This is a genomic window from Kitasatospora sp. NPDC101176 (genome assembly GCF_044768035.1).
Lineage (GTDB): Bacteria > Actinomycetota > Actinomycetes > Streptomycetales > Streptomycetaceae > Kitasatospora.
In genome coordinates this window covers 1-19,224 of the sequence record NZ_JBIWPA010000002.1, presented here as the reverse complement: position 1 = coordinate 19,224, position 19,224 = coordinate 1, and the positions used below count along the sequence as shown (strand labels likewise).

Sequence of the window (19,224 nt, the reverse complement as noted above, 5' to 3'; positions counted from 1 at the left end):
ACGATAAGAATGCCCCGGCCGGGCCAATGGTCCCGACCGGGGCAGCCCCGAGGTCCCCGGGCGTGTCGCCCGGACCGGCTCAGGCGTGGGCCGGGAAGAAGATCTTGATCTCGCGCTCGGCCGACTCCGGGGAGTCCGAGGCGTGGATCAGGTTCTCGCGGGTGATCGTCGCGTAGTCGCCGCGGATGGTGCCGGCGCCGGCCTCCAGCGGGTTGGTCGCACCGGCCAGCATCCGGATGCCCTTCACGACCTCCTCGCCCTCGACGATCAGGGCGATCGACGGACCGGAGGTCATGAACTCCAGCAGCGGCTCGTAGAACGGGCGCCCGACGTGCTCCTCGTAGTGCTGCTCCAGCGTCGCCCGGTCGAAGGTGCGCAGCTCGGCCGCGGTGAGCCGCCAGCCGGCCTTGCGCTCGATGCGGCTGATGATCTCGCCGGCCAGGCCGCGGCGGACGGCGTCGGGCTTGAGCAGGACCAGAGTGCGCTGGGACACGGTGCGTCTCCTGGGGATTCGGTTCGGCGGAAGTCGGTTCGACGAGCGGGGGCCGACACGCCAGAGGTTACCTTGCGTGAGCGGCGGGTCCGCCCGCTGGTCCGGACCTTCAGGCGCCGGCGACGGCCGCCTCCGCGGCCGCGCGGGCGGCCTTGAACGCGTCCACCTTGCGGCCGTAGTGCACCGAGCACCACCACAGGCCGGCGAAGACCAGGCCGAGCACGAACATCGTCGGCAGCACGAGGCCGCTGGCGACCAGTCCGATCTGGAGCGCCCAGCCGATCTGGACCGCACCGGGCCGGTTGATCATGCCGCAGAGCAGCACGCAGAGCGCCATCGCGATGCCGCTGACGATCCACACGGTGGCGGTGGAGACGTCGGAGAGCTGCATCGCGACCAGCGCGGCGAACATGATCAGCAGCGCCTCGCCGATCAGCGTCGAGGAACAGAGCGTCCTCATGTCACTTCCTCCCGAGCAGCAGGCGGGCCTCGCCCACCGTGATGACCGAACCGGTGACCAGCACCCCGGCACCGCCGAGGTCGCCCTCCTCCTCGGCGAGGGTGACGGCGGCGGCGATGGCGTCGTCGAGCCGCGGCTCGACCTGGACGCGGTCCTCGCCGAAGACCTCGACGGCGAGGGCGGCCAGCGCGTCGACGTCCATCGCGCGGTGGGTGGAGTTCTGGGTGATGACGACCTCGGCGAGGATCGGCTCGAAGGCCTCCAGCACGCCGGCCACGTCCTTGTCGCCGGAAGTGCCGATCACGCCGACGAGCCGGGTGAAGCCGAAGGACTCGCCGAGGGCGGCGACGGTGGCGCGGGCGCCGTGCGGGTTGTGCGCGGCGTCCAGGATGATCGTGGGGCTGCGCCGGACGACCTCCAGGCGGCCCGGCGAGGAGACGCCGGAGAAGCCCTGGCGGATCTTGTCGGGGTCGAGCTGCCCGCCGCGGGCGCCGCCGACGCCGAAGAAGGCCTCGACCGCCGCCAGCGCCAGCGCCGCGTTGTGCGCCTGGTGCTCGCCGTGCAGCGGGATGAAGACGTCCTCGTACTCCTCGCCGCCGAGCCCACGCAGCGTCACCAGCTGCCCACCGATGGCGAGCTCACGGCGGATCACACCGAACTCCATGCCCTCGCGGGCGACGGTGGCGTCCACCTCGACGGCGCGCCGCAGGATGTTCTGGGCGGCGTCCAGCTGCTGCTGGGCGACGACGGCGACGGCCCCCGACTTGATGATCCCGGACTTCTCGACCGCGATCTCGCCGGTGGTCCCGCCGAGCTTGTCGGTGTGGTCCAGCCCGATCGGGGTGATCACGGCGACGGCGGAGTCGATGACGTTGGTGGCGTCCCAGGAGCCGCCCATGCCGACCTCGACCACGGCGACGTCCACCGGGGCGTCGGCGAAGGCGGCGTAGGCCATGCCGGTCAGCACCTCGAAGAAGGACATCGGCACGGGCTGCTGGGCGTCGACCATCTGCACGTAGGGCTCGATGTCGCGGTAGACCTCGACGAAACGCTCGGGGGTGATCGGGGCGCCGTCGAGACTGATCCGCTCGGTGACGGTCTCCACGTGCGGGCTGGTGTAGCGGCCGGTGCGCAGCTCGAAGGTGTTGAGCAGCTGCTCGATCATCCGGGCGGTGGAGGTCTTGCCGTTGGTGCCGGTGATGTGGATGGAGGGGAAGGACCGCTGGGGCTGGCCCAGGATGTCCATCAGCGCCTCGATCCGGTCGAGCGAGGGCTCCAGCTTGTTCTCCGGCCAGCGCTTGGAGAGCTCCACCTCGACGTCGCGCAGGGCGTCGCCGGTGTCGCCGTCGGCGGGGCGGAGGGTGTACGGGTTCGGGTCGGCCTTGTCGCTCACGACCACAGTCTACGGAGCGGCGGCGGGCGGTCCTCACGGGGTGAGAACGGCCACTTTGGCCGGTGTTTCCAGTTTGCCCCCTTTACTATTGATTTGGCGATTTGATCCGCAACGAAGCATCGATTCGCACCCCGAGGAGTCACTCCGCCTTTGATTCACGAGGAGAACCGCGCCATGCCCGACGCCCTGCACGACTGGATCGTGCTCCGCCAGGACTCCGTGGTCTGGTTAGCCGGACTCGTCTCGCTGGCCCTCGTCGGCTACATGGCCTTCGTCTTCGCGCGCTTCCTCGTGTACTGGGCCGGCTCCCGGCACGCCTTCCGGCACGACCGGCCCGCCGAGCCCGGCGACCCCGCGGCCTTCCAGTGGCACCTGGTGATCCCCTGCCGCGACGAGGAGGCCGTGGTTGCCCAGACCCTGGCCGGACTGCGCGAGAGCGCACCCGAGGCCCACCTCTGGGTGATCGACGACGACAGCGAGGACGCCACTCGCGAGCTGGTGCTCGCCGCCGCGGCCCACGACGACCGCGTCCACCTCGTCCAGCGCCGCCGCCCGCACGCCCGGATCGGCAAGGGCGCCGCCCTCAACGCCGCCTACCGCGAGATCTCCACCCGGCTCCCCGCCTCGGCCGACCGCTCGCGCGTGGTGATCGGCGTCGTCGACGCCGACGGCCGGCTCGACCCCGGCACCCTCGCCCGGGTCTGCAACGCCAAGGCGCTCGGCCGCCCCGACACCGGCGCCGTCCAGATCGGCGTGCGCATGCGCAACGCCGACGACGAACTCCCGCTGCCCGGCCGCGGCCGCGCCGCCAACGCGCTCGCCCGCGCCCTGGTCCGGATGCAGGACGTCGAGTTCCAGGCCAACAACGCCGGCATGCAGCTGCTGCGCCGCCGCACCGGCAGCGTCGGCCTCGGCGGCAACGGACAGTTCGTCCGCCTCACCGCCCTCGACGCGCTCACCGCCGAGGAGGGCCGGGCCGGCCGCCCCTGGCCCGAGCGCGCCCTGCTGGAGGACTACGAGTCCGGCCTCGACCTCCGGCTGGCCGGCTGGCGGCTCACCCACGTCACCGAGACCCAGGTCTCCCAGGAGGGCCTGGTCTCGCTGCGCCGCTTCCTCACCCAGCGCACCCGCTGGGCCCAGGGCAACATGCAGTGCCTGCGGTACACCGGCCGGGTGCTGCGCTCCCCCCACTACACCCCGGCCGGCAAGGCCGAGGTGCTGTACACCTTCCTGCAGCCGGTGGTCTGCGTGCTGCTCGTCCTGCTGACCCCGCTCTCGCTCGCGATCACGGCGGCCGGACTGGTGCTCTTCCCCGCGGAGACCGCCGACTTCCAGCTCCGGTTCGGGCCGTACATGCTGCTGGCCTTCGTGATCGCCACCCTGCCGATGGTCTTCTGGGGCTTCGCCTACCGCTGGCTCGTCCACCCCGACCGCAGCCGGCTCACCGGGCTGCTCTGGGGCGTCCTGGTCTGGCTGTACGCCTACCACCTGTTCGTCGTCGCCACCCGGGCCGCCGTCCGGATCGCGCTCGGCCGCAACGGCTGGGCCAAGACCCGGCGCAACGCCGAGAAGGTCGCCCTCGGCGCCCCCACCGCACTCGAGTCCTGAGCCGGCCCCACCGCCCCGGCCCCCGCCCGGCCCCCCGAGCCCCCGACCCCCGCGGAGCCCTCCCCCATGAGCACCTGTCTTCCCCCCGCCAGCGTCGCCGTCGTCCTCGGCACCCGCCCCGAGCTGGTCAAGCTCGCCCCGCTCATCCACGAGCTGGGCGACGCGACCCGCCTGGTGCACACCGGCCAGCACTGGGACGAGGCCATGTCCGGCCGCTTCCTGCGCGACCTGGACCTGCCCCGTCCGGAGCTGCTGACCGGCGTCGGCGGCCGCCCGCGGGCGGGCCAGATCGCCCAGTCCCTCGGCCAGCTGGACGCCGCCTTCGCCGAAGACCGACCCGCCGCCGTGGTCGTCCAGGGCGACACCAACGCCACCCTCGCCGGGGCGCTGGCGGCCAACGCCCGCGGGATCCCGCTGGTGCACGTCGAGGCCGGGCTGCGAAGCTTCGACCGGGCGATGCCCGAGGAGCACAACCGGGTGATGGTCGACCACGTCGCCGACCTGCTCTGCGCCGCCACCGGGGACAACGTCGCCAACCTGCGCGCCGAGTCGCTCGCCGAGGAGCGGATCGCCCTCACCGGCAACACCGTCGTCGAGGTGGTCCGCCGCCAGCTACCGGACGGCGCCACCCGCGCCGCACTGCTCGCCGCCCACGGGCTGCGGCCGGACGCCTACGTGCTGGCCACCGTGCACCGCCCGGAGAATACCGACACCGCCGGGGCGCTCGGCGCCGTGCTGGCCGAGCTGGACCGGATCGCCCGGGCCGGCACCCCGGTGCTGTTCCCGATGCACCCGCGCACCCGGGCCGCCGTCGAACGCTTCGGCCTGGAGCGGCTGCTGGACCGGCTCGCCGTCACCGGGCCGGTCGGCTACGCCGACTTCCTCGGCCTGGCGCGCCACGCCGCGCTGCTCGTCTCCGACTCCGGCGGCGTGCAGGAGGAGTGCACCGTCCTCGGCCGCCCGCTGCTCGTGGTGCGCCGCTCGACCGAGCGCCCGGAGGCGGTCGCGGCGGGCTTCGCCGCGCTGGTGGGCCCCGGCGAGGAGCTCGGCGAGCTGGCCCGGGCCTGGCTGGCCGACACCCCCGAACGGCTCGCCCGGCTCGCGGCCACCCCGAGCCCGTACGGCGACGGCCTCGCGTCGGCCCGGATCGCCGCGCTGACGGCCGCGGCCGCCGAGTCGGCCGCCGAGGCCGCGGTACAGCTGGCGGCCGCGTAGCGCCCTCTTGACAGCCGGATTGGTCTACTCCACCTTGTGAGGCAAGTCTCCTTCCCCGACAGGGACTTGAGTTGTCGGTAGCTCCCGCACGCGCACCATCGACACCCCGGACGGCATCCCACCCCCACCACCGGGACGCCGCCGGGCCTCCCCCACCGGAGATGGAGTCATGCCACCTGTCCGACACCGGCGCCCACGCGCCGGCCGCCCCCTGCTCGCCGGGGCCTGCGCCATGGCCCTGGGCCTGACCGGGCTCCTCCTCGCCACCGGCCCCGGCGCCCGCGCCGCCGACCCCGACCTGATCACCAACGGCGGCTTCGAGACCGGCACCCCGGCCGGCTGGACCTGCGGCAGCGGCGCCGTCCAGAGCACCACCGTGCACTCCGGCCGCTACGCCCTGCAGTCCACCCCCGGGGCGGGCGACACCGGCGAGTGCACCCAGACCGTCGCCGTGAAGCCCTCCTCGACGTACACCCTCGCCGCCTGGGTCCAGGGCTCGTACGTCTACCTGGGCGCCCGCGGCACCGGCGGCACCGACCCCAGCACCTGGACCACCTCGGCGGGCTGGGGCCGGCTCAGCACCGGCTTCACCACCGGCCCGAGCACCACCAGCGTCACCGTCTACCTGCACGGCTGGTACGGGCAGCCCGCCTTCCTGGCCGACGACGTGTCACTCATCGGCCCCGGCGGGCCGCAGCCCTCGCAGAGCCCGACCACCACCACGTCCCCCAGCCCGACCGCGACCGGCAGCCCCTCCCCCACCGGCACCGGCAGTGGCAGCCCCACCGCGACCGCCACCGGCAGCCCGACCGCGACCTCGACCGGCCGGCCCCCCGGCCTGCCCAAGCACATCCTCACCGGCTACTGGCAGAACTTCGACAACGGCGCCACCGTCCAGCGGATCAGCGACGTCCCGGCGGCCTACGACGTCATCGCGGTCTCCTTCGCGGACGCCACCGCCACCCGGGGCGGCCTGAGCTTCACCCTCGACCCCGCGCTCTCCACCCGCCTCGGCGGCTACACCGACGCCCAGTTCAAGGCCGACATCGCGGCCAAGCGGGCGGCCGGCAAGCGCGTGGTGCTCTCGGTCGGCGGGCAGAACGGCACCGTGTGGGTGGGCGACGCGGCCTCCGCCGCGACCTTCACCAGCACCGCCTGGGCACTGATGCAGTCCTACGGCTTCGACGGGATCGACATCGACCTGGAGAACGGGGTCAACGCCGCCTACCTGGGCCAGGCACTGCACGCCCTGGCGGCGAAGGCCGGCACCGGATTCGTCCTCACCATGGCTCCGCAGACGATCGACATGCAGTCGACCGGCACGGAGTACTTCAAGCTGGCGCTGAACGTGAAGGACGTCCTCACCATCGTCAACATGCAGTACTACAACTCCGGCGCGATGAACGGCTGCGACGGGAACGTCTACTCGCAGGGCACCGAGAACTTCCTCACCGCCCTGGCCTGCATCCAGCTCAAGGGCGGGCTGCGGCCCGACCAGGTCGGGATCGGGGTGCCCGCGTCCACCAGCGCGGCGGGCGGCGGGTACGTCGCCGCGAGCACCGTCGCCAACGCCCTGGACTGCCTGGCGGCCGGCACCGCCTGCGGCAGCTACCGGCCGGACACCACCTGGCCCGGCATCGGCGGGGCGATGACCTGGTCCACCAACTGGGACGCCCGGGCGGGCAACCCGGTCGCCACCACCATCGGCGCGCACCTGCACGCCATGCCCTGACGGCGGCGGGCCCGGGGCGGGGCCCTCAGACCCCGGCCCGGGCCTCCGGGACGTGCACCGCGCCCCCGTGACGGCGGCGCAGCTCGGCCGTGATCTCGGCCAGTTCGCCCTCGGGCAGCAGCGGCAGCATCATCGCCACGCCCTGCAGCAGACCGCCGAGCAGGAAGGTGGTGTCGGCCGTCGAGGCGACCAGCCCGCGCACCTCCGCCACCTCGCCGGCCGCCACCGCCTCGATCAGCCGGGCCGCGTCCGCGCTCTCCTCGTCCACCGCGACGGCACCGCTGTCGGCCGGGGCGCGCCGGGCCATCGCCCGCAGCACCCGGTCGCCGACCTCGGGGGCGTACGCCTTGCGGACGGCCTCGGCGGCGATCCAGGCGAGCAGGGTGGTCACCTCGCGCCCGGCGTGCTCGGCGAACAGCTGGTCCAGCTCGCGGTCGAAAGCGAGCTGGTTGCCGTGCCGGAAGGCGAGCAGCAGGGTCGCCGCCCTGGCCTTGGCCTCCTCGACCGCCTCGGCAGGCAGTTCGTCGGCCAACTCCTCGGTCACCACCACGCCATGCCCTCCCGTCCGTCCGTTCAGCAGAAACGCTCCGCACAAACGCTCAGCGGAAACTCCGAGCACACCGTACACATCCGACCTGCAAACTTCCGCGAACCCGCGCGGGCAAGACCGGAATGAATTCGCTCGGAATAAGACCTCACCCGGTCCAGGATGAATATTCGCCGGAAGGGAGCAATGTTGCTGCGCTATTAGGCGTAACGGGAACGGGCGCGGCCCGGCCGGGTCGCCGGGCCGGGGAACGCCGAGGGGCCGCACCCCGCGCGTCGCGGAGTGCGGCCCCTCACCGGGCGGTACGGGCTCAGCCCTGCGGCAGCGCCGCGAGCTGGGCGGTGATCCGGGCGATGTCGGCCTCGGCGGCCTCCTGGCGGACCTTGATCTTGGCGACCACCTCGTCCGGCGCCTTGGCGAGGAACGCCTCGTTGCCGAGCTTGGCGGTGGTCTGCGCCTTCTCCTTCTCGGCGACCGCGAGGTCCTTGGCGAGGCGCTTGCGCTCCGCCGCGACGTCGATGGTGCCGGAGAGGTCGAGCGAGACGGTGGCGCCGGCGACCGGCAGCGAGGCGGTGGCCACGAAGCCCTCCTCCGGGACGGTCAGCCGCAGCAGCGAGCGGATCGCGTCCTCGTGGACGGCCAGCACGGTGCCGTCCAGCTCCAGCTTCGCCGGGACGCGCTGGCGGTCCTTGAGGCCCTGGCTCACGGCGAACCTGCGGACCTCGGTGACCACCTGCTGCAGCGTGGCGATCTCGGCCTCGGCCGCGGCGTCGCGGTAGCCGCTGTCGGTCGGCCAGTCGGCGATGACGACGGACTCCGCACCGGTGAGCGTGGTCCACAGCGTCTCGGTGACGAAGGGCACGATCGGGTGCAGCAGCCGCAGCGTGACGTCCAGGACCTCGCCGAGCACCCGGCGCGCGGCGTCGGCCTGCGGGCCGCCCTTGGCCAGGGTGGTCTTGGAGAGCTCGACGTACCAGTCGAAGACCTCGTCCCACGCGAAGTGGTAGAGCGCCTCGGACAGCTTGGAGAACTGGTAGTCCTCGTACAGCCCGTCCACCTCGGCGACGGTGCTGTTGAGCCGCGACAGGATCCAGCGGTCGGCCGCGGTCAGTTCCTCCGGCGCGGGCAGCGGGCCCTCGACGGTGGCGCCGTTCATCAGCGCGAAGCGGGTGGCGTTCCAGATCTTGTTGGCGAAGTTGCGGGCCGCCTGGACCCAGTCCTCGCCGATCGGGACGTCGACGCCCGGGTTGGCACCGCGCGCCAGCGTGAAGCGCAGCGCGTCGGAGCCGTACTTGTCCATCCAGTCCAGCGGGTTGACGACGTTGCCGAAGGACTTCGACATCTTCTTGCCGTTCTGGTCACGGACCATGCCGTGCAGCGCGATGGTGTGGAACGGCGGGGTGCCGTCCATCGCGTAGAGGCCGAACATCATCATCCGGGCGACCCAGAAGAAGAGGATGTCGTACCCGGTGACCAGGACGGAGTTCGGGTAGAACTTCGCCAGGCTCTCGGTCTGCTCGGGCCAGCCGAGCGTGGAGAACGGCCACAGGCCGGAGGAGAACCAGGTGTCCAGGACGTCGGTGTCCTGGTGCCAGCCCTCGCCGGCGGGCGGCTGCTCGTCCGGTCCGACGCAGACGACCTCGCCGTTCGGGCCGTACCAGACCGGGATCCGGTGGCCCCACCACAGCTGGCGCGAGATGCACCAGTCGTGCAGGTTGTCGACCCAGTCGAAGTAGCGCTTCTCCATCTCCTGCGGGTGGATCTTGACCTTGCCGTCGCGGACCGCGTCGCCCGCGGCCTTGGCGAGCGGGCCGACCTTGACCCACCACTGCATGGACAGCCGCGGCTCGATGGTGGTCTTGCAGCGCGAGCAGTGGCCGACCGAGTGGACGTACGGGCGCTTCTCGGCGACGATCCGGCCCTCGGCGCGCAGCGCGGCGACGATCGCCGAGCGGGCCTCCAGGCGGTCCAGGCCGAGGAAGGGGCCGTGCACGGTGATGACCGCGTGCTCGTCCATGACGGCGATGTTCGGCAGGTCGTGCCGCTGGCCGATCTCGAAGTCGTTCGGGTCGTGGGCGGGCGTCACCTTGACGGCGCCGGTGCCGAACTCCGGGTCGACGTGGGCGTCGGCGACGACCGGGATGCGACGGCCGGTCAGCGGCAGCTCGATCTCGGTGCCGACCAGGTGCCGGTAGCGCTCGTCCTCCGGGTGGACGGCCACGGCCGTGTCGCCCAGCATCGTCTCGGCGCGGGTGGTGGCCACGACGATCGAGGCGTCGCCCTCGCCGTAGCGGATCGAGACCAGCTCGCCGTCGTCGTCCTGGTACTCCACCTCGATGTCCGAGATGGCGGTGAGGCAGCGCGGGCACCAGTTGATGATGCGCTCGGCGCGGTAGATCAGCTCGTCGTCGAAGAGCTTCTTGAAGATGGTCTGGACGGCCTGGGACAGGCCCTCGTCCATGGTGAAGCGCTCGCGGGACCAGTCCACGCCGTCCCCGAGGCGGCGCATCTGGCCGGAGATCTGGCCGCCGGACTCGGCCTTCCACTTCCAGACGCGCTCGACGAAGGCCTCCCGGCCCAGGTCGTGGCGGGACTTGCCCTCCTTGGCGAGCTCGCGCTCGACCACGTTCTGGGTGGCGATGCCGGCGTGGTCCATGCCGGGCTGCCACAGCGCCTCGAAGCCCTGCATCCGCTTGCGGCGGACCAGCGCGTCGATCAGCGTGTGCTCGAAGGCGTGGCCCAGGTGCAGGCTGCCGGTGACGTTCGGCGGGGGGATGACGACGGTGAACGGGGGCTTGTCGCTCTTCGCGTCGGCGGCGAAGTAGCCACGCTCCACCCAGCGCTCGTACAGCTCGCCCTCTACGTCCGCTGGGGTGTAGGTCGTCGGGAGGGTTGCTGCTTCGTCCCCGGTGGTGCTCACGGGGCGCTGGTTCGTCGTGTCGGTCACGACGCACAGTTTACGTAACCGCGGGCACGTGTTACGAACCGCTTTCGCCCCTCGGACGCGAGCCGCCCGAACGGGTCGCCGCCGGGCGCCGTGCGGTACCGTTCCCGGACACTCGTCCGGTTTGCCGCACGGGTACGGAGCAGATCCACACCATGACAGGCCGCGGGTGCGGCGGGGGAGCACAGACGCAGATGTACGGCCAGGGACAGCAGTATCCGCAGGGACAGCCCCAGCAGCCGTACGGGGGGCAGCCCCCGTACGGCCCGCCGCAGCCGCAGCAGCCGTACGGCGCGCCGCAGCCCCAGTACGGCTACCCGCCGCAGGGCGGCCAGCCGTACGGCGCGCCCCAGCAGCCCTACGGCGCCCCGCAGCAGCCGTACGGCGTGCCGCCGCAGGCCCCGTACGGCCAGCCGGGCTACCCGGCCCCGCCGAAGAAGGGGAAGACCGGTCTGGTGGTCGGCCTGGTGGTCGGTGCGCTGGTGCTGGGCGGCGGCGGCTTCGCCGCGTGGAAGTACCTGCTCGGCGACTCCGGCGGCAACTACAAGATCTCCGCGCCGCAGTCGCTGCCGGACGGCTACGTCCAGAAGTCCTCCAAGGAGGAGGCCGTCGACCCGAGCAAGGCCGAGGCCGCGAAGTTCGGCAAGAACCTCACCGCGCTGGCGACCAGCTACGCCAAGGGCTCGGACCCGCTCGACACGCTCTCGATCCTCGGCGTCTACGGGGACATCAGCGACCCGGGGCAGGTCATCGACGACTCCAAGAAGGACAGCGGCGGCGCGACCTGGTCCACCCCGCTGACCGACTACCCGGCGCAGGACGCCCACAGCTCCTCGGCGCGGCTCGCCTGCGGTGTGGTCAGCGTCATCGCGGGCAAGGCCGGGCCGACGATCTGCGTGTGGGCGGACAACTCCACCACCGGCCGGATCACCTTCAGCAAGGTCAGCCTGACCGGCGGCGCGCAGGGGATCACCCCGGCGCAGGCGGCCGACAAGGCCCGGGCGATCCGCGACGCGATGAAGGTCGCCAAGTAGCCCGCCGGGCCGGCCGGCGGCGACGCCGCACCGGCCCGGAACGAGCAGGGGCCCCGCACCGTCCGGTGCGGGGCCCCTCTCCGTCCGGAGGGCGGGTCAGGCGCTCTTCTCGCGCCGCTCGCGCTTGATCATGTCGCGCGGGACGAGGGTGGGGATGGCGTGCTTGGAGACGACGTCCCCGGTGACCACCACGCGGGCGACGTCCTGACGCGAGGGCACCTCGTACATCACGGACATCAGCACCTCCTCCATGATGGCCCGCAGACCGCGCGCGCCGGTCCCGCGCAGGATCGCCTGGTCGGCGATCGCCTCCAGCGCGTCGCGGGAGAACTCCAGCTCCACGCCGTCCAGTTCGAAGAGCTTGCGGTACTGCTTGACCAGCGCGTTCTTCGGCTCGGTGAGGATCTGCAGGAGAGCCTCGCGGTCCAGGTTGTGCACGCTGGTGATGACCGGCAGACGGCCGATGAACTCGGGGATCATCCCGAACTTCACCAGGTCCTCGGGCATCACCTGACGGAAGTGGTCGCTGGCGTCCGACTCCCGCTTGGAGCGGATGTTGGCGCCGAAGCCGATGCCCTTGGCGCCGGCCCGGCCCTCGATGATCCGCTCCAGGCCGGCGAACGCACCGCCGACGATGAACAGCACGTTGGTGGTGTCGATCTGGATGAACTCCTGGTGCGGGTGCTTGCGCCCGCCCTGCGGCGGCACCGAGGCGGTGGTGCCCTCCAGGATCTTCAGCAGCGCCTGCTGCACGCCCTCGCCGGAGACGTCCCGGGTGATCGACGGGTTCTCGCTCTTGCGGGCGACCTTGTCGATCTCGTCGATGTAGATGATCCCCGTCTCGGCCTTCTTGACGTCGTAGTCGGCCGCCTGGATCAGCTTGAGCAGGATGTTCTCGACGTCCTCGCCGACGTACCCGGCCTCGGTCAGCGCCGTGGCGTCCGCGATCGCGAACGGCACGTTGAGCATCCGGGCGAGGGTCTGCGCCAGCAGCGTCTTGCCGGAGCCGGTGGGGCCCAGCAGCAGGATGTTCGACTTGGCCAGCTCGATGGCGTCCTCGCGGCCGTTGCCGCCGCTGCGGCCCGCCTCACCGGCCTGGACCCGCTTGTAGTGGTTGTAGACGGCGACCGACAGCGCCTTCTTGGCGAGGTCCTGACCGACCACGTACTGGTCCAGGAACTCGTAGATCTCCCGCGGCTTCGGCAGCTCCTCGAAGCGCACCTCGGAGGTCTCGGCGAGTTCCTCCTCGATGATCTCGTTGCACAGGTCGATGCACTCGTCGCAGATGTACACGCCTGGGCCGGCGATCAGCTTCTTCACCTGCTTCTGCGACTTGCCGCAGAACGAGCACTTGAGCAGGTCGCCACCGTCTCCGATGCGTGCCACGAGGTGCTTCCCCTTCGCCAGGGGCCCCGCAGGGGTTCCGGGGCCTGGTGCTGTGGACCGTCAACGCCGTCGGCGATCGGTCTCGCTATCCGACGGTACTCTGCCGGGCCCCTGATTCCGTCCTCTTCGCCGGGTCTGCCCTACGCCCTGGGCGAATTGATACCGAACAGATGCCGTGACGGAGGCCGCCGATGAGCCGGAGCGGGGCGCGCGGACTCGATGCGCGCCCCGCTCCGGAGGGTGCCGGCCTCAGGAGGTCAGCGAGGTCTTGCGGGTGGAGATGATCTGGTCGATCAGGCCGTACTCGACGGCCTCCTCGGCGGTCAGGATCTTGTCGCGCTCGATGTCCTCGCGCACCTGCTCGACCGACTTGCTGGAGTGCTTGGAGAGCATCTCCTCCAGCTGCTCGCGCATCCGGAAGATCTCCTTGGCCTGGATCTCCAGGTCGGACACCTGGCCGCGGCCGGTCTCGGTGTACGGCTGGTGGATCAGGATACGGGCGTTCGGCAGCGCCATCCGCTTGCCGGGGGTGCCGGCGGCGAGCAGCACGGCCGCGGCGGAGGCCGCCTGGCCCATGCAGACCGTGGTGATGTCCGGCTTCACGTACTGCATCGTGTCGTAGATGGCCGTCAGGGCCGTGAACGAGCCGCCGGGCGAGTTGATGTACATCTGGATCTCGCGGTCCGGGTCCATCGACTCGAGGCAGAGCAGCTGCGCCATGATGTCGTTCGCCGAGACGTCGTCGACCTGCGAGCCGAGGAAGATGATGCGCTCCTCGAACAGCTTCGCGTACGGGTCGTACTCGCGGATGCCCTGCGTGGTGCGCTCGACGAAGCGCGGGACGATGTAACGGCCCTCGGCACGCATGTCCTCGACGCGGGCCTGGGCGGCCGACAGGCTGGGGATGTTCATGGGGGTCCTTGTCCTCCGGGGCGTTGTGGCTGTGGTGTCGTGGGCCGGGCCGAGGCTCAGGCGCCCGTGCCGCCGCCGCCGGGGACGTCCGCGGCGCTGTGCATGATCGCGTCGATCAGGCCGTACTCCAGGGCCTCCTCCGGCGTGAACCAGCGGTCGCGGTCGGAGTCCCGGGTGATCTGCTCGAAGGACTGGCCGCTGTGGAAGGCGATCAGCTCGGACATCCGCTTCTTGGTGCGGAGCAGCTGCTCGGCCTGGATGCGGATGTCGGTGGCCGAGCCGCCGAGGCCGGCGGAGGGCTGGTGCATCAGGATGTTGGCGTTCGGCAGCGAGAAGCGCTTGCCCTTGGCGCCCGCGGTCAGCAGGAACTGGCCCATCGAGGCCGCCATGCCCATCGCGATGGTGACGACGTCGTTCTTGATGTACTGCATGGTGTCGTAGATCGCCATGCCCGCGGAGATCGAGCCGCCCGGGGAGTTGATGTAGAGGAAGATGTCCTTTTCCGGGTCCGCGGCCAGCAGCAGCAGCTGGGCGGTGATCTTGTTGGCGATGTCGTCGTCGACCTGCTGGCCGAGGAAGATGATCCGCTCGTTGAGCAGCCGGTTGTACACCTGGTCGCCCAGGCCGCCGAGCACGTCACCAGAGGCGGCGTGCGGCGCCATCGGGCCAGGCATCTGCATCTGCGGGAACGTCACTTAGCCACCTGCTCAGTCGATTTGGACGGTCGCTCCGCGGCCGTCACGGTGTCGCACAGCTTCCGGGTATCACGTCGTGATTGTTGCTGTCCAAGGACCCTAACGCGCAGGCCGGGCCGCAGAATCCCTCACGCAGAACTGTTCGCTGTGAGCGCAGGGTCGCGCGCCCCGCCACGGGCGGAATGACGCGGAATGACAGCGGGCCCGGACACCGTACGGCGTCCGGGCCCGCTGCGCGCCTCAGGGGCTACCGGGGCGATCAGGCCTCGGTCTTCTCCTCGGCGGAGGTCTCCTCGGCGGCGGCCTCGACGGTCTCGGCCGTCTCGTCCTCGTCGTCGAAGTTGATCTCGTTGCCCTCGGTGTCGACGACCTTGGCGGCCTCGACCACGGTGGCCAGCGCCTTGCCGCGGGCGACCTCGCCGACCAGCAGCGGCACCTGGCCACCCTGGACGACCTGCTGCGCGAACTGGTCCGGGGTGAGGCCCGAGCCGGCGGCGCGGCGGATGAGGTGCTCGGTCAGCTCCTCCTGGTTAACACCCAGCTCCTCGTCGGCGACGATCTGGTCCAGGACGAACTGGGTCTTGATGCCCTTCTTCGCCTGCTCCTCGATCTCCGCGTCCCACTCCTCACGGGTCTTGCCCTGGGTCTCCAGGTAGGAGTCGATGTTCAGGCCCATCGGCTCGAGCTGGTGGTGCTCGAGGTTGTGCTTGCGGGTCTGGATCTCGTCCGCGAGCAGCTTCTCGGGGAACTCGATCTCGACCAGGCCGAGCAGCGCGTCCAGCACCTTCTCCTGGGCCTGGGTGGCCTGGTCGTACTCCTTCATGCGCTCCAGGCGCTTGCGGGAGTCGGCGCGCAGGTCCTCCAGGGTGTCGAACTCGCTCGCCAGCTGGGCGAACTCGTCGTCCAGCTCCGGAAGCTCCTTCTCCTGGACGGCGGTGACGGTGACGGTGACCTCGGAGGTCTTGCCCGCCTGGGTGCCGCCCTTGAGCTCGGTGGCGAAGGTGGCGGTGCCACCGGCCTCCAGGCCGGTCACGGCCTCGTCGATGCCGTCGATCAGACGGCCCGAGCCGATCTCGTAGCTGACGCCGGTGGCGGTGCCGTCCTCCGGCACCTCACCGTCGACCTTGGCCTCGAGGTCGACGACCACGATGTCGCCGGCGGCCGCGGCGCGCTCGACGTCCTTGACCGAGGAGAAGCGCTCGCGCAGCTGCTCCAGGGACTTCTCGACGTCCTCGTCGGAGACGGCGATCGGGTCGACGGTCACCTCGATGGAGGCGAAGTCGGGGAGGGTGATCTCCGGGCGGATGTCCACCTCGGCGGTGAACTTCAGGTCACCGCCGTCGGCGATCTTCTCGACACCCTCGATGTTGGTGATGTCGGGCTGGCCGAGGACCTCGATCTTGCCCTCGTCGACGGCCTGCGTGTAGAAGCGCGGCAGGGCGTCGTTGACGGCCTCCTCCAGCACGGCGCCACGGCCGAAACGCTGGTCGATGACGCGAGCCGGGATCTTGCCCTTGCGGAAGCCCGGAACCGTGACCTGCTGGTTGATCTTCTTGTACGCCGCGTCGAGGCTGGGCTTGAGCTCCTCGAAGGGCACCTCGACGGTGAGTCGAACCCGGGTCGGGTTCAGAGTCTCGACGGCGCTCTTCACGGTTAGGTCTCCTATGGGCTTGCGGTCAGGTTGCCTCCGCCGTCCCCATGCGGCCGGCCGGGGCCGTACGAGCGGGTCGGGCGAGACGGGCGATGGGCGGTTGGAGCTGCATCTCCCGCGGGGGTCGGACGGTGAGGTTGACTCCTCGCCCTCGGGCGGTGGACCTGGGTTGGGACCGCAGGGACTACCGCCAGCGCCCCATCCTACCGGTACCACGAAAGGCGGACGCCAGACGCCACCTCGTCACCCACACAGAACAGGGCCCCGCCCCCTGGACGAGACCCTGCCGCACTGTCGGGGTGACCGGATTCGAACCGACGGCCTTCCGCTCCCAAAGCGGACGCGCTACCAAACTGCGCCACACCCCGTGGTGCCGAGAGGAAGCGTACACGCCGGGCCCTGGCGGCTCGCCGAGTTGTTCCGGGCGGCCCGGAAGGACTTCGGACGGACTCCGGAAGGCCCCGGAAGCGGGTGGACGGGAAATGCGGTGTGCGCGGAGGCGACCGGACCAGGTACGCTGTTCCCCGAACTTCCGGCCGGAGACGTCCGGGGGATCGCGCGGGCGTAGCTCAATGGTAGAGCCCTAGTCTTCCAAACTAGTCACGCGAGTTCGATTCTCGTCGCCCGCTCCTCGAACCGGCCCCGGTGCGCCCTGCGCGCACCGGGGCCGGTGTCGTTTCCGCGGCGGCCCTCCCCCGGGCCCACCCCCTCGACCGCTCCCGCCGCCCTCCTCAGAGCCCCAGCCGGCCGGCCCGGGCGGCGGCCCGGTCGAGCAGCCGGTGGACGTCGGCCTCCCGGGTGGTCGGCCGGTCGTTGTACTCGTCCGGGGAGCTCACCGGGCGGCCGGTCGCGTGCAGCACCTCCATCAGCTGCACCCGGGCGGTGCGGACGGTGGCCGGGGTGCCGTAGCCGTGCCCGAGGACGGCGGCCTGGGCGCCGAGCAGGCAGACCCGGCCGCGCGCGTCCCACATCGCGCCCTGCAGCCAGCCGACGGCCCCGATGTAGCGGGAGGCGAGCCGCAGGTGGTCGGCCGCGGTCACCGGCACCGGGCGGGCGGGGCGTCGCAGCACCCGGTCGACCACGGTGGCCCGGGGCTCCGGGTACCCGGCGTGCCACGGCTGCGGCGCGGCGCCGTACGGGCAGACGTACGGCACCGGGCGGCGCGCGGGGCCGGGCAGCGAGGCGAGGTAGGCCTCGATCTCGGCGACCAGTCCGGAGCCGTCCGGCCCGGCGGGGAACGGCGGCGCGAGGGCCGGGACGGGTCGAGGGGGCGTCAGGTCGGTGCGGGGCATGGGGCTCTCCAGCCGGACGGCGGCCCCCGGCCCGAGAACCGGGGGGTCAACGCTCTCCAAACTGGGACATTCAGGACATTTCCGCGACCGGAGGGCCGAACGGCCCCGGCGGTTTCCCGGTTGGGTTCCGGGCCGATAGCCTCGGCGGCGTTCGAGCGCAGTTCGAGCGCGAGCTCACCCGCCGCGCTCCGAGGTGGAGGAGTCCCGGTGCGTCCCCAGGAGCGACTGGCCGTCATACAGCGCTGCGTGACGCGGGAGATGGCACGCCTCGGGCACGTCTTCACCGCCGACGGCGAGGTGGTGCGCGGCCCCGGGACCACGGCGGTCGCGGTGCGCGAGCACCCCGGCGGCGACGGCTCGGGCCACGTCGACCTCGGCTACGTGCTGCACCTGGGCCGCGCGGACGGGCCGGTGGTCTGGGACTGCGCGGCCGGCCTCGGCAAGACCGAGGAGGAGAAGCTCGCCAACGCGGTGCGGATGTGGGCGACCACCACCGCCTCGGTGCTGGTCGAGCTGGCCGACGGGCGCGGCGTCTACGCCGACCACGCGGACCACCCCGAACTCCCGGGCTGGCACGCCGTGCAGGGGCCGGCGGCGGTGTTCGGCTTCGGCAACGAGCACCTGGCGGCCTGGCTCGCCGAGCACCGGGTGATGGCGGCCCTCGCGCCCGCGCTGCGGCCGCAGTTGACCGGGCCGGGGCCGGTCGGGGTGAAGCTCTTCCTGGGCGGGAAGGCCGGCGACGACGTCGCCGAGGTCCGGGTCGACGGCGAGGTGTCCGAGGCGGCCTCGGCGGCGCTGCGCGCGCTGGACTGGCCGCGCGGCGAACGACTCTGCTGGGCGCGGCTGTTCGTCCTGCTCACCGCCGAGCGGGCAGCACCGGTCGAGGCCGCGCCGGCGCGTGCCGAGGCACCCGCACCGATGCGTCCTCCGGCCCCGGCGGCGGTCCGCCCCCGGGGGCTGTTCGCCCGCTGGCGGGAGGCCAGACGGGCCGGCCGGTGATCCCCTCGCGGGGGTGCGGACGGCCCGGCCCGGTCAGCCGCCGGTGATGCTCGAGATGCTGTGGGCGAGGTTCGCCAGCAGGGAGTTGATCGAGCCCGCGACCGTGGTCTCGTGCAGCATGAAGCCGAACAGGGCGGCGACGATGCCGTGCGCGATCTTCATCTGCTTGTTGCGGATGAAGATGATGCACAGGATCGCGAACAGGACCAGCGCGGAGACGGAGAGTGCCACCCGGACTCACTTCCTCGTTTCATAGCGTGGTGCCGCCGCCCGGCGGCACCTGCGAAGCCGGACCCCGGCCTGTCCGACGGTCCCGAGGCGGAATCCCGGACCGACCGGCACGCCGCCGGCGAAGGGGCCCGGTCCGGTCGAACGTTGTCTGCCGTGCCGCACGTGGCGCCCCCAATCCCCCGAATCCTGAACAGTCCCGCCCGGACTCAGTGTGGTCGACCGTGCCGATTGCGTAAAGGTCTGACAGTCAGCCCAACGCCGATATCCTGCGATGCGAGACGAGTTTCCGCCGACCGGGACGATAGCCGAGCCGTTCTGACGAAACGTCGGCGGGGCCGCGCTGAGCGGCCGGGAAGCGGCCGGCGGCGGGTAACGGAAGCGGCAGGTCCGGTCAGCCGACGGGGCGTCCGATTTGGCCGAAGATCACCTGCCCGGCTTGACAGCACCTGCCCCCGGCATGTGCCGCCGCGGCCGGGCCGGCTCCGGCGGTCCGGCAGTGGTTCACGGGACGCGTCCCGGACCCGTCCCGGACGCGTCCTAGATGAATGATGCGAAGGGTTAGTGGTCGTAGGCGGTCAGCGAGCGCATGACGGGCTGACCAGTGTGGTCGTTGTGCCAGATTGCGCAGGTCA

Annotated in this window: 16 protein-coding genes and 2 tRNA genes; 6 read left to right on the top strand and 12 right to left on the bottom strand. The window is 71.7% G+C overall.

What is annotated here, in order from left to right; all coding sequences use genetic code 11:
- Positions 1–79 precede the first annotated feature (79 nt).
- From ndk to ACIRS1_RS02805, 3 genes are all read right to left on the bottom strand, one after another.
- A complete protein-coding gene (ndk, locus tag ACIRS1_RS02815) occupies positions 80–493 on the bottom strand; it encodes a nucleoside-diphosphate kinase (protein WP_360211564.1) in 414 nt (137 codons plus the stop codon).
- A 109-nt stretch (positions 494–602) separates the two neighbouring features.
- Positions 603–953 carry a DUF4233 domain-containing protein gene (locus ACIRS1_RS02810; protein ID WP_402836331.1) on the bottom strand — a complete coding sequence of 117 codons (351 nt, stop codon included), beginning with the start codon at positions 951–953 and terminating at the stop codon, positions 603–605.
- A gap of 1 nt (position 954) precedes the next feature.
- Positions 955–2,346 (bottom strand): folylpolyglutamate synthase/dihydrofolate synthase family protein, encoded by a 1,392-nt coding sequence (locus tag ACIRS1_RS02805; protein ID WP_360211568.1) that lies wholly within the window; start codon positions 2,344–2,346, stop codon positions 955–957.
- A 174-nt stretch (positions 2,347–2,520) separates the two neighbouring features.
- Between ACIRS1_RS02805 and ACIRS1_RS02800 the strand changes: the two genes are divergently transcribed.
- The 3 genes from ACIRS1_RS02800 to ACIRS1_RS02790 all read left to right on the top strand — a co-directional run bounded on the left by ACIRS1_RS02800 (position 2,521) and on the right by ACIRS1_RS02790 (position 6,901).
- A complete protein-coding gene (locus tag ACIRS1_RS02800; protein ID WP_402836329.1) occupies positions 2,521–3,954 on the top strand; it encodes a glycosyltransferase family 2 protein in 1,434 nt (477 codons plus the stop codon).
- 66 nt (positions 3,955–4,020) lie between these two features.
- Positions 4,021–5,169, top strand: a complete 1,149-nt coding sequence (gene wecB / locus ACIRS1_RS02795; RefSeq protein ID WP_402836327.1) for a non-hydrolyzing UDP-N-acetylglucosamine 2-epimerase — start codon at positions 4,021–4,023, stop codon at positions 5,167–5,169.
- 169 nt (positions 5,170–5,338) lie between these two features.
- The gene (locus tag ACIRS1_RS02790) at positions 5,339–6,901 is read left to right on the top strand and encodes a chitinase (protein WP_402836325.1); all 1,563 of its coding nucleotides are present in this window, start codon (positions 5,339–5,341) and stop codon (positions 6,899–6,901) included.
- A 25-nt stretch (positions 6,902–6,926) separates the two neighbouring features.
- On the opposite strand, the gene ACIRS1_RS02785 is transcribed toward ACIRS1_RS02790, so the two are convergent.
- Both ACIRS1_RS02785 and ACIRS1_RS02780 read right to left on the bottom strand, forming a co-directional pair.
- Entirely contained in the window at positions 6,927–7,451 is a 525-nt protein-coding gene (locus ACIRS1_RS02785) for a hypothetical protein (protein ID WP_387897589.1), read from the bottom strand.
- A 307-nt stretch (positions 7,452–7,758) separates the two neighbouring features.
- A complete protein-coding gene (locus ACIRS1_RS02780) occupies positions 7,759–10,395 on the bottom strand; it encodes a valine--tRNA ligase (RefSeq protein WP_360211578.1) in 2,637 nt (878 codons plus the stop codon).
- 191 nt (positions 10,396–10,586) lie between these two features.
- Here ACIRS1_RS02780 and ACIRS1_RS02775 point away from each other — a divergent pair, with 191 nt between their 5' ends.
- A complete protein-coding gene (locus tag ACIRS1_RS02775; protein ID WP_402836323.1) occupies positions 10,587–11,426 on the top strand; it encodes a hypothetical protein in 840 nt (279 codons plus the stop codon).
- A gap of 96 nt (positions 11,427–11,522) precedes the next feature.
- Here the strand turns inward: ACIRS1_RS02775 and clpX are convergent, their stop codons facing one another.
- From clpX to ACIRS1_RS02750, 5 genes are all read right to left on the bottom strand, one after another.
- A complete protein-coding gene (clpX, locus tag ACIRS1_RS02770) occupies positions 11,523–12,812 on the bottom strand; it encodes an ATP-dependent Clp protease ATP-binding subunit ClpX (protein ID WP_063347569.1) in 1,290 nt (429 codons plus the stop codon).
- Positions 12,813–13,061: 249 nt separating this feature from the next.
- Positions 13,062–13,724 (bottom strand): ATP-dependent Clp protease proteolytic subunit, encoded by a 663-nt coding sequence (locus ACIRS1_RS02765; RefSeq protein ID WP_359975274.1) that lies wholly within the window; start codon positions 13,722–13,724, stop codon positions 13,062–13,064.
- A gap of 56 nt (positions 13,725–13,780) precedes the next feature.
- Positions 13,781–14,398 carry an ATP-dependent Clp protease proteolytic subunit gene (locus tag ACIRS1_RS02760; protein WP_360211667.1) on the bottom strand — a complete coding sequence of 206 codons (618 nt, stop codon included), beginning with the start codon at positions 14,396–14,398 and terminating at the stop codon, positions 13,781–13,783.
- A gap of 280 nt (positions 14,399–14,678) precedes the next feature.
- A complete protein-coding gene (gene tig / locus ACIRS1_RS02755) occupies positions 14,679–16,070 on the bottom strand; it encodes a trigger factor (protein ID WP_360211582.1) in 1,392 nt (463 codons plus the stop codon).
- Positions 16,071–16,364: 294 nt separating this feature from the next.
- Positions 16,365–16,438, bottom strand: a tRNA-Pro gene (locus ACIRS1_RS02750).
- Between the two features lie 190 nt (positions 16,439–16,628).
- Between ACIRS1_RS02750 and ACIRS1_RS02745 the strand changes: the two genes are divergently transcribed.
- Positions 16,629–16,699 (top strand) — tRNA-Gly (locus ACIRS1_RS02745).
- 102 nt (positions 16,700–16,801) lie between these two features.
- Here ACIRS1_RS02745 and ACIRS1_RS02740 read toward each other — a convergent pair.
- Complete coding sequence (locus tag ACIRS1_RS02740) at positions 16,802–17,362, bottom strand: hypothetical protein (protein ID WP_387897584.1); 561 nt, start codon at positions 17,360–17,362, stop codon at positions 16,802–16,804.
- Positions 17,363–17,569: 207 nt separating this feature from the next.
- On the opposite strand from ACIRS1_RS02740, the gene ACIRS1_RS02735 reads away from it, so the two are divergent.
- Complete coding sequence (locus ACIRS1_RS02735) at positions 17,570–18,361, top strand: DUF6348 family protein (protein WP_402836319.1); 792 nt, start codon at positions 17,570–17,572, stop codon at positions 18,359–18,361.
- Between the two features lie 33 nt (positions 18,362–18,394).
- Here the strand turns inward: ACIRS1_RS02735 and ACIRS1_RS02730 are convergent, their stop codons facing one another.
- Complete coding sequence (locus ACIRS1_RS02730; RefSeq protein WP_360211588.1) at positions 18,395–18,592, bottom strand: hypothetical protein; 198 nt, start codon at positions 18,590–18,592, stop codon at positions 18,395–18,397.
- Between the last annotated feature and the right edge of the window lie 632 nt (positions 18,593–19,224).

What these genes read in the sequence shown, in the direction of transcription:
- ACIRS1_RS02740 (WP_387897584.1), bottom strand. Translation starts at nt 17,362, where the DNA reads ATGCCCCGCACCGACCTGACGCCCCCTCGACCCGTCCCGGCCCTCGCG.
- ACIRS1_RS02810 (WP_402836331.1), bottom strand. Translation starts at nt 953, where the DNA reads ATGAGGACGCTCTGTTCCTCGACGCTGATCGGCGAGGCGCTGCTGATC.
- ACIRS1_RS02790 (WP_402836325.1), top strand. Translation starts at nt 5,339, where the DNA reads ATGCCACCTGTCCGACACCGGCGCCCACGCGCCGGCCGCCCCCTGCTC.
- ACIRS1_RS02800 (WP_402836329.1), top strand. Translation starts at nt 2,521, where the DNA reads ATGCCCGACGCCCTGCACGACTGGATCGTGCTCCGCCAGGACTCCGTG.
- ACIRS1_RS02760 (WP_360211667.1), bottom strand. Translation starts at nt 14,398, where the DNA reads ATGCCTGGCCCGATGGCGCCGCACGCCGCCTCTGGTGACGTGCTCGGC.
- ACIRS1_RS02765 (WP_359975274.1), bottom strand. Translation starts at nt 13,724, where the DNA reads ATGAACATCCCCAGCCTGTCGGCCGCCCAGGCCCGCGTCGAGGACATG.
- ACIRS1_RS02775 (WP_402836323.1), top strand. Translation starts at nt 10,587, where the DNA reads ATGTACGGCCAGGGACAGCAGTATCCGCAGGGACAGCCCCAGCAGCCG.
- wecB (WP_402836327.1), top strand. Translation starts at nt 4,021, where the DNA reads ATGAGCACCTGTCTTCCCCCCGCCAGCGTCGCCGTCGTCCTCGGCACC.